This is a genomic window from Vibrio sp. ES.051 (assembly GCF_002563795.1).
In the GTDB taxonomy this organism is placed as follows: Bacteria; Pseudomonadota; Gammaproteobacteria; order Enterobacterales; family Vibrionaceae; genus Vibrio.
Genome location: NZ_PDJL01000004.1, coordinates 1182473 through 1196006, shown reverse-complemented (window position 1 = coordinate 1196006; position 13534 = coordinate 1182473). Strand labels below are relative to the sequence as shown.

12 protein-coding genes are annotated in these 13534 nt (G+C 44.5%); 7 read left to right on the top strand and 5 right to left on the bottom strand.

The window, feature by feature from the left end; genetic code table 11:
- The first annotated feature begins 109 nt into the window (after positions 1-109).
- A complete protein-coding gene (locus ATG66_RS11950) occupies positions 110-550 on the top strand; it encodes a TerB family tellurite resistance protein (RefSeq protein ID WP_098415507.1) in 441 nt (146 codons plus the stop codon).
- Positions 551-780: 230 nt separating this feature from the next.
- Here ATG66_RS11950 and ATG66_RS11945 read toward each other — a convergent pair whose 3' ends face one another.
- Positions 781-1311: a 3'-5' exonuclease gene (locus tag ATG66_RS11945; protein WP_098415506.1), complete on the bottom strand. Its 531-nt coding sequence runs from the start codon at positions 1309-1311 to the stop codon at positions 781-783.
- A 411-nt stretch (positions 1312-1722) separates the two neighbouring features.
- On the opposite strand from ATG66_RS11945, the gene ATG66_RS11940 reads away from it, so the two are divergent.
- Genes ATG66_RS11940 through ATG66_RS11930 form a run of 3 tightly spaced genes read left to right on the top strand, consistent with a single transcriptional unit; the run spans position 1723 to position 7200 of the window.
- Positions 1723-2355: a DUF2760 domain-containing protein gene (locus ATG66_RS11940; protein ID WP_098415505.1), complete on the top strand. Its 633-nt coding sequence runs from the start codon at positions 1723-1725 to the stop codon at positions 2353-2355.
- A complete protein-coding gene (locus ATG66_RS11935) occupies positions 2355-4322 on the top strand; it encodes an Hsp70 family protein (RefSeq protein WP_179885646.1) in 1968 nt (655 codons plus the stop codon). Before ATG66_RS11940 ends, ATG66_RS11935 begins: the two co-directional genes overlap by 1 nt.
- A gap of 55 nt (positions 4323-4377) precedes the next feature.
- A complete protein-coding gene (locus ATG66_RS11930) occupies positions 4378-7200 on the top strand; it encodes an Hsp70 family protein (protein WP_098415504.1) in 2823 nt (940 codons plus the stop codon).
- Positions 7201-7270: 70 nt separating this feature from the next.
- Here the strand turns inward: ATG66_RS11930 and ATG66_RS11925 are convergent, their stop codons facing one another.
- Complete coding sequence (locus ATG66_RS11925) at positions 7271-7465, bottom strand: hypothetical protein (RefSeq protein WP_179885645.1); 195 nt, start codon at positions 7463-7465, stop codon at positions 7271-7273.
- 88 nt (positions 7466-7553) lie between these two features.
- Between ATG66_RS11925 and ATG66_RS11920 the strand changes: the two genes are divergently transcribed.
- The 3 genes from ATG66_RS11920 to ATG66_RS11910 all read left to right on the top strand — a co-directional run bounded on the left by ATG66_RS11920 (position 7554) and on the right by ATG66_RS11910 (position 11023).
- Positions 7554-8240: a DNA-3-methyladenine glycosylase I gene (locus tag ATG66_RS11920; protein ID WP_098415502.1), complete on the top strand. Its 687-nt coding sequence runs from the start codon at positions 7554-7556 to the stop codon at positions 8238-8240.
- A 626-nt stretch (positions 8241-8866) separates the two neighbouring features.
- Positions 8867-10210: a sodium/glutamate symporter gene (locus tag ATG66_RS11915; RefSeq protein WP_098415907.1), complete on the top strand. Its 1344-nt coding sequence runs from the start codon at positions 8867-8869 to the stop codon at positions 10208-10210.
- A 264-nt stretch (positions 10211-10474) separates the two neighbouring features.
- Positions 10475-11023 carry an MSHA operon transcriptional regulator gene (locus ATG66_RS11910; RefSeq protein ID WP_098415501.1) on the top strand — a complete coding sequence of 183 codons (549 nt, stop codon included), beginning with the start codon at positions 10475-10477 and terminating at the stop codon, positions 11021-11023.
- 164 nt (positions 11024-11187) lie between these two features.
- On the opposite strand, the gene ATG66_RS11905 is transcribed toward ATG66_RS11910, so the two are convergent.
- From ATG66_RS11905 to ATG66_RS11895, 3 genes are all read right to left on the bottom strand, one after another.
- Entirely contained in the window at positions 11188-11406 is a 219-nt protein-coding gene (locus ATG66_RS11905; RefSeq protein WP_098415500.1) for a hypothetical protein, read from the bottom strand.
- Between the two features lie 94 nt (positions 11407-11500).
- Entirely contained in the window at positions 11501-11929 is a 429-nt protein-coding gene (locus ATG66_RS11900; RefSeq protein ID WP_257145735.1) for a hypothetical protein, read from the bottom strand.
- 244 nt (positions 11930-12173) lie between these two features.
- Positions 12174-13523: an aromatic amino acid transport family protein gene (locus ATG66_RS11895; RefSeq protein WP_373560837.1), complete on the bottom strand. Its 1350-nt coding sequence runs from the start codon at positions 13521-13523 to the stop codon at positions 12174-12176.
- Positions 13524-13534: the final 11 nt, after the last annotated feature.

Sequence of the window (13534 nt, the reverse complement as noted above, 5' to 3'; positions counted from 1 at the left end):
TTTTGATTGTTCCTAAGGGGTTAACGGTACGCTAAATTTGATACTACACCTTGAGATTTTCCGTATCTATTACCATGTTAACAAAATAGACAATAGCTCGGTGTTCAGTATGTTTAATTCTCTAACCTCATTATTCAAACAACTCATTGATGGCGCAGACCTAAGCCAAAACAACACATTTTCTCCTAACATGGCTATCGCCTGTTTGCTGTGTGAAGTGTCAGGGGCCGATTATAAAACCGATGAAAAAGAGTATGAAACCAAACGCTCTTTACTGATGAAGCTCCTCTCATTAAATGAGGAACAGTCGAATCAGCTCTTGGAACAGGCGCAGCAAAAAGTCCAAGATTCTGCTTCGCTGTACGACTTCACATCTCAGCTAAGAGAGTTGACTCAAGAAACTCGCTACAGTTTGATTCAGAGTATGTGGGAAGTCGCCTATGCCGATGGTGAAATTGATCCACTAGAAGAAGCCGTTATTCGTAAAACAGCAGAATTGCTCTACGTCGACCACAGTGAATTCATTCGTGCGAAACTTCAATCTCAGTAGTTACGCAGACACATCAAATAAGTACGAGATTGAATTTCAACCCAGCTGGGGTAACGAAGCGGTTATAAAAACGCGCTGACAGCGCGTTTTTTAAGCCAACAGTCGTATTATAAAAATACGTGCATTCAACGACACTTGAACTCGCTACGCGCTGTGACAAAGAAATAATATAAGTTAAATGGAAACTTTGTTACGAACTATTTGTTACGAACGAAGAGTTATATCAGTGATTAAAGCATCGTCAAGGCAAGCTTAGCCAAGTTGTACGCATCCACATAACCTGAGTGCTGGCGACCTTCCCAATCAATACCTTTGGCTTCTTGTGCAGCTCGATGGCCAATACGCTTATCTTTAAGGCGATTTTGAATTCGGTATAACGTCGCTAAGTTAATGAACTCTGAAAACGGCGCTTCAATGCCTTTCTGCTTACACTCTTCCAATAAAATCATATCGTCACGACCCCACGACGCGTAAATCTTATTGCGACCACCGAAGTTCTTGATCATAGATTTAAGCACTTCTTCTAATGGGCGACCCTGCTTTTCGATTTTACGTGGCGATATACCAGTTAACTCCACACAAAACAATGAGACTTCATCGAACTCAGGCTTTACATAGTATTGAGCTCGCTTGACTATTTCGCCTTTAGACAAATCTATTTCGGCTAACCCAACTTCGATGATCTCACCCGTGCTGCCAACGCCATTCTCGTTCCAGCAACACATTTCTAAATCGAAGCATACAATACGGTTATGGTTCATAGTTTGTCTTGATCCCTAACATAAATTTCAAAGCGTTAAATTTTACCGTAATGCCATATAAAACTCGAATTTAATCACCTATCGACACGCTATGCCGACCGTTTTTCTTACTTAGGTAAAGTTGGTTATCCATTTTATGGTATAAGCTTTCAAGATCTTCATCTTTACTGAAATACAGCTTTAGTAACGAGCAAACATCAAGCAACAACTATAATGGTTAGTCCAATTGTTGATTTTTCACCCTGTCCATGCGGTATATCCACGAATTATTACAGCCTTAAGTCTTGAATATGCTACCATCCGTCATCATTTTAATGTCTAAACTTGGTGCAAGATCGCAAAGACGATCGTTTTAGTGAACACATATGAGCCAATGCTGAGCACCAATCATCAATAGAAAGAGAAAATGTCATGAACATTGATTTGAACCTAATTCCTCAAACGTTCGATATGCTCCACGCTGGCCTAACGGCATCGAGCGTTTTGCTTCTTTTGATCGCGGTATCTCGCAAGTCTAAAGTGATTGAGAAAGTGGTAGAAAAACCGGTCGAGAAAATCGTCGAAGTTGAAAAGCCAGTTGAGAAGATCGTTGAAGTTGAAAAGGTCGTTGAAGTAGAAAAAATCGTTGAAAAAGTCGTGGAGGTGGAATCGAAACTCGCAACCGCTTCAACAGCTTCTGCAATGCAGCTGCTTTCTATCATGCAACAAGAGGCGCGCCTTATCGATTTCTTAAAAGAAGACCTCACTTCATTCTCTGACGAAGAAGTCGGTGCCGCTGCTCGCGTGATTCACACTGGCGGTCAAAAAGTATTGAACGACTATGTGGCACTGACGCATGTGCGTAACGAAGACGAAGAAACTCGCATTACGATTGAAAAAGACTTTAATCCACAAGAAATCCGCTTAACTGGCAACGTAACTGGTAGCGCGCCGTTCCACGGTACGCTCGTTCACAAAGGCTGGAAGGCAACATCGATGACGTTACCTAAACTGGCAGAGAACTACGATCCATCAGTGATCGCACCAGCTGAGGTTGAGCTGTAATGGAACACATGAACCAAGAAAACGTTTCACACCAACAACACCTTCAAGAAACGGTACAAGAGCACCTGCCTCCTAAGTTCAGTGTGGGTATCGACTTAGGCACAACGCATTGTGTGATGTCTTTTATTGACACTCACGATGAAGATGCTCGTGTACAAGTGATGCCTATCCCACAATTAACAGCGCCTGGCACGGTAGAAACTCGCAGCCAACTCGGCTCGTTTCTATACCAACCGCACGAACACGAGATGAGCCCACAATCACGCGTGCTACCGTGGTCAAACGAGCCAAAAGCACTGGTTGGAGCTATCGCTCGTAACTTGGGTTCAAAAACACCGATTCGCCTTGTTGCTAGTGCAAAATCGTGGCTTTGCCACGGTGGTGTAAACCGTCGTGATGCATTTCTTCCTGCGGGTAGCCCAGAAGACGTAGAAAAAATATCACCGCTTCGCGCAACTGAGCTTTACCTCGAGCATTTAAAAGACGCTTGGAACCACGCGAACCCAAACCATAATCTTGCTGAGCAAGATGTGACGATCACCGTTCCTGCATCGTTTGACCCTGCGGCTCGCGACCTAACAGCAGAAGCTGCACGTAACGTTGGTTTTGTGCACCTAACGCTTTTAGAAGAGCCTCAAGCAGCACTTTACAACTGGATTGATAACAGCAACGACAAGTGGCGTGACGACGTTGAAGTCGGCGATATCGTCTTAGTCGTCGATATCGGTGGTGGTACAACAGACCTTTCTTTAGTGGAAGTCACTGAAGAAAACGGCAACCTAACACTCAACCGTATCGCTGTAGGTGAGCATATCCTGCTCGGCGGTGACAACATGGACCTTGCTCTTGCCTACCGCCTAAAAATGAAGCTAGCGCAAGAAGGCAAGGAACTGCAACCATGGCAAGTTCAGGCCATGACGCACGCCTGTCGTGATGCGAAAGAAGCGCTATTGAACGACAGCGAACTGCAAGCGGTGCCAATCGTCGTGCCTAGCCGTGGTTCTAAACTGCTTGGTGCAACGTTAAAAACAGAACTGACTCAAGAAGAAGTACAACAAACACTGGTTGATGGCTTCTTCCCTCAAGTGGCGATTACTGACCACCCTGTTCAGCGTAACCGTGGTGCACTAACGAAAATGGGTCTGCCTTACGCACAAGATGCGGGCATCACTCGTCACATTGCCGCATTCTTGTCTAAGCAAGCAAACGCGCAAAGCGGTAGTGAGTCAGCACCGGCTCAAGACTTTGATCCGTTTGCGAATATGCCGGGTATGCCGGGTTCAGAGGCAACTCAATCGGCTGACTTCATCAAACCAACTGCAATCTTATTCAACGGTGGTGTTCTTAAGTCGACGCTTCTTGCGACTCGCTTAGAAGATACGATCAATGAATGGCTACTTGAAGCCGACGCGGAAATGGCGAAACGTCTGACAGGCGTGGACCTAGACCTAGCGGTAGCGAGTGGTGCAGCTTACTACGGATCGGTTCGTCGCGGTCAAGGCGTCCGTATCCGTGGTGGTATCGCGTCGGCTTACTATGTAGGTATCGAAAGTGCCATGCCAGCGATCCCGGGTATGGCTCCACCAATGGAAGCACTGTGTATCGCCCCATTTGGTATGGAAGAAGGTTCAAGCGTTGATGTGCCAAGCCAAGAGTTTGGTCTGGTTATCGGTCAGCCGGTCAACTTCCAATTCTTCGGTTCAACTGTGCGCCGTGATGATCTCGCGGGTACGCACCTCGATTATTGGGCGCCAGACGAGCTTGAGGAACTACCTGAAATTCAAGTCACACTTCCAGTTTCTGAAGGTCGTCGTGAAGGTGACGTAGTTCCGGTCACCTTAGCGTCTCGCGTAACAGAGCTGGGTACGCTTTACTTAGAAGCCATTGCTGCTGATAACGGTCAAAAATGGCATGTTGAGTTCGATGTGCGCGAAGACGCGACAAGCGACTCAAATGAAGAAGAGTAAGTAGAAATCAAACGGCATCCAACTGGGTGCCGTTTTTAAATATACGAAGGTTTGTATGACATCTCCTCGTTTTCTTGTTGGTATTGATTTAGGCACTACAAACACTGTGGTCGCGTATTGTGAAATCACCGACAACCTTGAACAATCTGAAGTCTCCCTATTTGAAATAGACCAATTAATAGGTCCTGGTGAAGTGGTTCGTAAGCCGCTGCTGCCCTCTTTCCGCTACCATCCAGCAGAAGGGCAAATCTCCCCTTCTGACTTAACACTCCCATGGGAAAACCAACCAGTTTCTGGCGATATCAAAAACGTGATCGTCGGTGAGTGGGCGCGTGAATTAGGCGCGAAAGTAGAAGGCCGTCAGGTCTCCAGCGCGAAAAGTTGGCTATCACACCAAGCGGTGGATCGCCGCTCAGACATCCTTCCTTGGGCTGGTGCACAAGACGTTGATAAAGTATCACCGGTTATCGCCAGTGCAAGCTACCTAAACCATATTCGTCAAGCGTGGAACTACCGCCATCCAAGCAACAAACTGGAAGATCAAGACGTCGTCGTCACCGTTCCGGCATCGTTTGATGAAACAGCGCGTAAGTTGACGCTAGAAGCTGCAGAACTGGCTGGCTTAAAGAAAATCATCTTGCTCGAAGAGCCACAAGCAGTGTGTTACGACTGGTATTCGCGTCACCTGAAAACGGTAGCTGATGAGCTCAAGGAACTACCGCTCATCCTAGTTTGTGATGTTGGCGGTGGTACCACTGACTTAAGCTTGATTGAAGCTCGCTTTACTTCAAATAATGACAATAGTGGCGATTTAGCCCTTAATCGTATCGGCGTTGGTGAACACTTAATGCTGGGTGGTGACAACCTAGACTTAGCACTCGCACACCTCGCAGAAAGCCGCTTCAATCAAAATAAAAAACTTACCGCTGCGAGCTTAACTAAACTGATTCAACAAACGCGTAAAGCGAAGGAAAACCTGCTTTCAGCACGCGCACCAGACGAAGTGAAAATCACGATGCTGGGTAGCGGCTCTAAGTTACTTGGCGGCACGCAAAGTATTGCGCTAAGCAAACAAGAGGTGCATCAAATTGCTCTGGATGGTTTTTTCCCGCTTTCAGATTTCAGCGCCATCCCAGACAAACGCCGCAGCGCAGTGGTTGAATTCGGTCTTCCTTACGTTGCAGACCCTGCCGTGAGCAAACACGTTGCCGAATTCCTCACTCATCATCAACAAGTATCTCGAGCCGCACTGGGCATTGACGACGACAAACAAACCGCCATTCCTATTGGTGTGCTACTAAACGGGGGGGTATTCAATAGTGACCTTGTCACAGAACGCATCGCTGCCCTACTTTCCGCTTGGCGAGGCGCTCCTGTTACCGTATTAGACAACCCACATCCGGACTGGTCCGTCGCACTTGGTGCCGTTGCGTTTGGTAAAGCACGTCGAGGCGCACAGCTAAAAATCGGTGGTGGCGCCGCTCGTTCTTACTTCTTGCATCTGCAAGAGAAAAACAAGATGGGTAAAGCACTGTGTCTACTTGCAAAGGGAACAGAAGAAGGGCATGAGATTCGTTTAAGCGGTCGCCGCTTTTCTTTAACGCTTGGTGAGCCAGTTCGTTTTAACCTGCTAACTTCGACACACGATACATTAACCAACAACACCACGATTCAAAATGGCGTAATGGTCGATGTCGACCCGGATTTTTTTGCTCCTCTTCCTCCTTATATCACCACACTAGAAGGTGACGGTGCACTTCTACATGCCAACCAAAAGGAGCGTGTAGAAGTGCAACTCGCTTGTCAGTTGACAGAAGTCGGCACACTTAAGATGGAGTGTGTCAGTGTCGAAGACGACAGCAAGCGTTGGGAACTGGAATTCGAAGTGCGTAACAAACAAACGGACGACGAAGAACAAGTTCAACTTCACCCGAGATTGAACGAGTGTAAGGCATTAATTTCTCGCCTATACAGCGGCAACAAGAAAAGTGCAGAAGGCAAAGAGATCAAAACCTTAGCCAAAGATCTTGAGAAGAAACTCGGTAAACGCGATGAATGGGACTTTACGACCTTACGTCAACTATTCGATACTTTCGCACAAGGTCGTAAACGTCGTCGCCGCTCAGAACAACATGAAAAAAACTGGCTTCGTCTCGCTGGTTTTTCACTTCGCCCAGGCTTTGGTGATCCCACAGACTCTTGGCGTATTGAACAAGTTTGGGGACTGTATCAACAAAACATTCAATTTAAGAACCATCAAGGCTGGACAGATTGGTGGGTATTTTGGCGTCGCATCGCTGGCGGATTGAATCAAGAGCAGCAAGAAACCATCTTGGCTGACATCGCCAAATACTTGCATCCCGGCGCAATGAAGAACCCTCAATCGGCAAAAACCGCGCAGGAGATGGGCTATGAATCAATGGTGCGTTTGTCAGCATCTCTTGAACACTTAGAAGTGGACGACAAAGTACTACTGGCGACTTGGTTTTTAAGTAAAGCCACTAACCACAATCAGTTCCAACCAGCGCATTGGTGGGCGGTGGGACGTTTGGCGTCTCGTACTCCGTTATATGGTAGTCAACACAACGTCATACCTCGCGAACAAGCGGAACAATGGTTGCCTAAGCTGTTGGGGCAGAATTGGCAAAAAGAACCCATGGTCGCATTCGCAGCCGTAATGATTTGTCGCAAAACAGGTGATCGTCTATTCGACATTTCAGACGAGTACCGTGAGCAAGTCCTAGCGAAGCTAAAACAAAGTAAAGTGCCTGAATCGTGGGTTTCGTTGGTTGAAGAAGTAAAAGAGCTGTCTGAAAGTGAATCGAAACGTGTATTCGGAGATGCACTGCCAAATGGCTTAACTTTAGTTCACCATTAACTTTACAGACTGCCTAATGCCACAAAGCCCTTAACGAAGGGCTTTGTTTTATCCATTCAGTATAAAAGAGTTAGTTCATCTCTGTGGTAATCACAATATCTCTGGTTTCGTTATCCATATCACTGATGCCAACCACCGACACTTCTCGATCTGATAGATTTTCAATCAATCCATCTTCCAACCCGCCATCAGCAAGCCAATTATAAAATTTTTCAGCGACACGGCCCGAACCTTCACCAACAAACGTTAATGTAACCTTCTTCATTTGTGACACTCCATCAATTTACGATTCAGCCACTTAAGCGTAGTATGTATACCCCATATCGACATCAAATAAGGCTAACTTCTTTTTTATGAGTATCGAAAAATTTGACGCTATTTATCAACGGGCTGCCGAGCGTAAAGGCGGCGAAGAACAACTTGAATCGCTACTCTCTCATCCTTTGAGTAAAGAAGATTTAGCTGCAATTCCTGATGACCGATGGTTAGCAGCATTTTCGATGAAAGTATTTCAAAGTGGCATTTCGTGGCGTGTTGTGCGAAATAAATGGCCAAACTTTGAAGCCGTGTTTTTCGGGTTCAAAATCGAACCATTGTTGATGCTTTCTGATGAGCAGTGGGAAGCCAAAGCGGCAGACAAACGAATTATCCGTCATCTGACTAAGGTCATGTCGATTCCTGCGAATGCCCACATGATCCACGCAGCAACATTCGAATACGGCTCATTTGGAAAAATGATCGCGGATTGGCCTCAAGAGCAAATCACTGACCTTTGGGCATACTTGAAAAAACACGGTAGCCGCTTGGGTGGCAATACAGGCCCTTATACTTTACGTCAAATGGGCGTCGATACCTTTATTCTCTCTCATGACGTAGAAGCCTATTTACGTAACTGCAAAATTATCGAAGGTGGTAAAGAAACGAAAAAGTCCCTCGCCAGTGCTAACAAAGCATTTATTCAATGGCAAAAAGAGTGTGGTCGAAGCCTAAGCGAAATCAGCCAGATCATTGCGTTTAGTACTGGCGACAATCGAATTTAACAGGGCCCGCTCATAGAAGATTAACCTGAACTTCGAACATCCATTTTCGTTGTCTAAAACATCGCTGACGAAAGTCATCCTAACCGAATAGAATTCAACATCAAAAGTGAAAAAACCCAGCTTTTTGAACCAGTTTCTTATTACTTTCACTCAATTCTTCAGTCATTTTGTTCTAAACACCGCTAATCACATACAACATCGTCCAAAATCATCATTTCGACAAATTATTTTTCTTAATCAATATATTTACTTATCAAAAGGTTAATGCGAACTAACTACTTTTGGATACTAAATATTGATTAACCTCAATTGCATTGCTCTAACAAACTGACTAGGATACACGCCCTTTCTGAGTGAAGTATCAACAAATATGATTGCGATTGAGAAGTTCATCCAAATTTCTCAACACTTCGTGATCACTCACAACTATTGCACTCATTTTTATATGTTTGAAGATCGCATGGTCTTCAGCACCAATATTAGAGTACTCCTGAGTGCTGATTAGAACAGCCATGACTCTATGCCGCAATGGTGGCTATTTTCGTGGTTTTTCCGCTGGGAGTTACCTATTCATCAAGGCTGGTCAAAGGATGAGCGCCTTGGATGCATTTACTGGAGGACAAAAAATGCCAAAAGGTCTAATGCTGACTGACTTAGCCATCGCTGGCTTACTGTTGATCACAGCAAAAGTTATCCGCGTACACATGCCTTTGCTGCAACGTATGTACATTCCGTCTGCTGTACTGGCAGGATTACTCGGCCTGATTTTTGGCCCTGCTCTACTTAATGTATTGCCATGGACAGAAACCTTTACCGCAAACGCAAGCCTGTTAACTGCTGCACTTTTTTCTGCGTTAGGTTTAGCTACAGACGTCCCATCACCAAAAGTAGTGGCTCAAAGAGCCGGTTCATTATGGGCTTTCAACCAAATCGCATCCGTGTCGCAATGGCTGTTTGCTGGCATGTTTGGCTTAGCGCTAACCACATTCTTCTGGCCTGATATCAACCCGGGCTTCGGAATTACCATGTCTGCTGGGTTTATGGGTGGTCACGGTTCAGCTTCTGTCGTAGGAGAAATCTTCACCGGGCTTGGCTGGGAAGATGGCTTTACCTTAGGTCTAACCTTTGCCACGGTTGGAATCTTCATTTCAATTTCCGTCGGCATGCTCATGCTTCAATTTGCGTTGAAAATGGGATGGATTCGTAGCTTTACGACTTTCGATAGTATGGATGAACATGAACGCAAAGGGTTGGTTAAGCCAGCAGAGCAAGAGTCAGTAATGAAAGATACCATGTCGTCGCTGTCTGTGGATTCATTTGCGATTCATGCCGCACTTGTGGTTGTCGTGACGGGATTCTCATACGTTGCGGCAAACTATCTTTCCGCCTTCCATGACAAAGTACAGATCCCAACGTTTGTAACTGGATTTTTGGGAGGCATGTTGGTTCGTATTATTGCAAAACAAACCAAAGCGTCTCGTTACCTTTGTGATGGCGCATTTAAACACGCCGCCGGCATTAGTACGGATTACTTGATTATTTTTGGTATCTCTGCCATCAAAATCACAGTGTTAGCACAGTACTTAATGCCAATGGTTGTACTTGCGACTGGTGGTATTGCGTTTACCTTGTGGCTCATTTTCTGGGTTGCACCTCGCATTATGGGAGATAATTGGTTCGAAAAAGGCATCTTCTCTTGGGGGTGGCTCACGGGTACGGTAGCAATGGGAATCGCCTTGTTACGTATCGTCGATCCTAAAATGCGCAGCAAAGTATTGGATGACTATGCCATTGCTTATGTTCCGGGATCAATTACTGACATTTTCATCATCTCCCTTATGCCAATCGCTATGTATAATGGCCTGCACTGGCAGGCTTTGGGCGTCGGTTTAGCCTACATTGCTGTTGTTCTATTTATCTGGCGATTCGTATTTAAACGTAGTGGTCAAGCCGCCACTGACGCTTCCTAAATCACTAAAATTCGGGAGGGCTCACCTCCCGAACTCAATTTCAACTCATTCTCCAAAGTGGGAAGGTACTTACCGCGCTTCAACCTGTTCAGTCTTCATTGAATCTCCATTCCTTCACAATCTAAACTAATTTTTCATTTCTTACCGATTATTGACATAACTCCTCGCTATATCACGCAAGGTCGTTGTAAAATCTCCATTTACTTCAGTCTGATACTCAAGGCTACTTTCTCATAATACATATTAATCTCATGACCCAAGTCCATGGACAAAGATAAGTTTACTAACATCTATCGTTTACCTGGTTCGATTCAAATTCGTATCGGTAAATGGCAAAAGACGTTCCGAGGCACTTCTGATTTGGTTTTACATCAGGCATTAATGGAGCGTAATAAACAATTTAAGAAGCCAGACTTTTTTCCTAAAGGCTGGTGTGTCACCCCTATTGATGAAAATGACATCACCATTACGCACCATGGTAAGTATATCCAAACCGTCATGCGTACAATGCTGGATAGAAAAGTGTCTTATAAGCGGCTATTCCTCTCTCGAATGAGTGAGGATGAAGGTAAAAAAGTACTCCACCAATACAAATTAGAGTGGGTGAGAAAACACAACCAAGTCGCGAAAAAATACAACCACATTAAGAAAAAACAGTATATGAACTTTGCGAGAGAAGAAGAGGAAACTCTCTACCCTTCAATTCCAAAGGCTGAGTTTGATAAAATACTGTGGAACAAACTCGTCGTGTCATCGTTTGGCCCGCCCAAAAAGTACAAAAACCCTCACTTTGTTCGCAAAGCAGATTTCTAAATCAATACCCCGCAATCCAACAGAGCTGTTTATTTATACGTTAATACCATCACTGATCGTTGGTTTAGATGGGCGAGAGCAATGTCGTCACATTGCCCTCACATGATAGATAACTTGTTTATGCTATGGCGTATGAGCATAAGAGCAAAGCCAAAACTGAGTCATTAATGCCGAGCATCAGCTCCAAACTCGACTTCTTTATAAATATCCGCCAGCGGTTTTTTACCCTGCTTGTCTTTAGTTGAACGCTTTTTCTTGGTTTGAGAATGGCATTCTTGCTCCTGAAGTGCTTGTTCATGCTCTTTGGCTGCTTGAACAAAATCAGGGTTAGCAAGAGCTTGTTGGCGTAAGCGGTTTACTCTTTCAAGGGTTTCCCACAACATACTTCACCTCCAAACTTTAACTGTATATAAAAACAGTATTGTTTATGCATTCCTTTCCGTCAATATTTCAGCTCCTTTATTCTATTTCTTAACATTATTCTCGGCCTGTATAGTGCTCTGGATGCTTAAACGCATTAGGCTGAACAGAGTTCAAGAAAACAAAGCCAGTAAATGCTTTTTGGTCATAACAAGAAATCGCCACTGAAGACTGATACCCCTGTTTCAATAAGGTTTGAACCCGAGAGCAATAGTTCATATTGCGAAGATCATCAACGATACGAGGTAACGCATTTTTCGATGCAATGTTGAGGTGAGGCAGTTTACGGAAAGACGACACGTGATGAGCTAAACACCCAGTGTCGAACTCACTTTCTGCAAAGAATTTGATCACATCTTGAGCAAAGTGGTATTTTGCAAACGACCCTCGGTCAATGCACGGTAGGTATACCGGCATTCTATCTTTCAGCGTTTGCAGTTGTTCATTGATCGGCTTAGCAAACAGATAAAAACGGCTGTATGCCATACTTCACCTCCACACTAAAGCAGAGAGACAAGAAGAAAGCGCTCATGAATGTCAGAAATTTTAATAAGTTTTGAGCGGTTTTATCTACTTAAATTATTGATATATTACAATTTAAGTGTACGAAACAATGGTAGATTTTCACCAATTTTTCCTTGGAAACCTTACAGTAGTTTGATCCAGATTAAAAAAGCCAATGAGCAAAACTCATTGGCTTGATAAAAGACCATATTTTTTGAAAACAGCTCTAGCCAAGTGTAGGGAGAACACCAAGCGTGATCAATACCTGAGCCAATACAATGCCTGTACCTGCAATACCTGTCATTACCAACGCCCCCTGCCCGCCAGGCACACGATACTCGCCATTAAATTCACCGGAACGACGCACCTTGATCACCATGGCCAAAGGTAAAAAAATCGCCAGAATCGCTAAAGCAATGGCTGCATAGCCAAGCGCCATAATAAACCCTTGCGGATAAAAAAGAGCAAATCCAAGTGGTGGTGTGAATGTAATTAAAGCGGCGGCTAAACGATTGGGTTTATCGTGATTGCCTTTGATCGTATCGCCTAAAAACTCAAAGAGACCAAGACTTACCCCTAAGAAAGAAGTCAGTAACGCTAAATCTGCGAAAACACCAACAACGTTACCTAAATTGGATTGATGAACCGTCTGAGATAATTGACCAATTAGCGCGCTCAAGCCGCCATTTTCGATTAAGACATTTTGACTTACGACACCCAAAGTGACGATCTGCCAGAAAATGTAAATCACTAATGGAATTGTAGAACCGATAATGATCGCTTTGCGCAAAGAAGACATATCTCCATCTAAGTAGTTTACGATGGCAGGAATACTTCCGTGAAAGCCGAACGAAGTAAAAATAACAGGAATAGCAGCAACTATCAGACCTTGCTCTATCGGCATGCTCAATAAGTAAGACTCGGTTACATTCGGAGCTAAGAAAGACAATACCACGACCATCACCACGAGCTTCATCGCAAACAGCACACGGTTCACTTTATCTACTGTACTCGTACCAACGGTAACAACCAAAGTCACAATCAATGTAAAGATGATGGTCGAGGTCGAAGCTGAAATATCAAGATCAAACCATTGCGTGAGTCGATCACCAAACTGAGCACCGCCACCAGCAATATACGCGGCACACAATGAGTAAAACAAAAACAACATGGCGAAACTCGCCACCCACTTACCTTTTTGTCCAAGGATCTGCTTAGCTAATGTATGCAGCGTGGCACTGCTTTCAGCATGCTGATGCAGTTCGAGCATGAGCAAGGCAGTAAATGCCATCAAAGCCCATAAACTCAACATAATGATGAGAGAGGTAGAAAAACCAATGCCCGCAGAGGCAATAGGGAGAGCCAGCATACCAGCTCCAATTGTAGTTCCCGCAATAATTAAGGTGCTACCAAATACTTTAGAACGACTCATTGTATAGTTATCTTTACATATTATAGAAATTATCAGCATTAGATCGGGCAAGGGCGTACCGAAACCAATACCATCTTCGTAATGATACCGATACTGTAAGATATTAAGCAGAAGATCAAGCAATGTGTAAGGATAAAAAACCACAATTGTAAATA

What these genes read in the sequence shown, in the direction of transcription:
- ATG66_RS11950 (WP_098415507.1), top strand. Translation starts at nt 110, where the DNA reads ATGTTTAATTCTCTAACCTCATTATTCAAACAACTCATTGATGGCGCA.
- ATG66_RS11945 (WP_098415506.1), bottom strand. Translation starts at nt 1,311, where the DNA reads ATGAACCATAACCGTATTGTATGCTTCGATTTAGAAATGTGTTGCTGG.
- ATG66_RS11940 (WP_098415505.1), top strand. Translation starts at nt 1,723, where the DNA reads ATGAACATTGATTTGAACCTAATTCCTCAAACGTTCGATATGCTCCAC.
- ATG66_RS11935 (WP_179885646.1), top strand. Translation starts at nt 2,355, where the DNA reads ATGGAACACATGAACCAAGAAAACGTTTCACACCAACAACACCTTCAA.
- ATG66_RS11930 (WP_098415504.1), top strand. Translation starts at nt 4,378, where the DNA reads ATGACATCTCCTCGTTTTCTTGTTGGTATTGATTTAGGCACTACAAAC.
- ATG66_RS11925 (WP_179885645.1), bottom strand. Translation starts at nt 7,465, where the DNA reads ATGAAGAAGGTTACATTAACGTTTGTTGGTGAAGGTTCGGGCCGTGTC.
- ATG66_RS11920 (WP_098415502.1), top strand. Translation starts at nt 7,554, where the DNA reads ATGAGTATCGAAAAATTTGACGCTATTTATCAACGGGCTGCCGAGCGT.
- ATG66_RS11915 (WP_098415907.1), top strand. Translation starts at nt 8,867, where the DNA reads ATGCCAAAAGGTCTAATGCTGACTGACTTAGCCATCGCTGGCTTACTG.
- ATG66_RS11910 (WP_098415501.1), top strand. Translation starts at nt 10,475, where the DNA reads ATGGACAAAGATAAGTTTACTAACATCTATCGTTTACCTGGTTCGATT.
- ATG66_RS11905 (WP_098415500.1), bottom strand. Translation starts at nt 11,406, where the DNA reads ATGTTGTGGGAAACCCTTGAAAGAGTAAACCGCTTACGCCAACAAGCT.
- ATG66_RS11900 (WP_257145735.1), bottom strand. Translation starts at nt 11,929, where the DNA reads ATGGCATACAGCCGTTTTTATCTGTTTGCTAAGCCGATCAATGAACAA.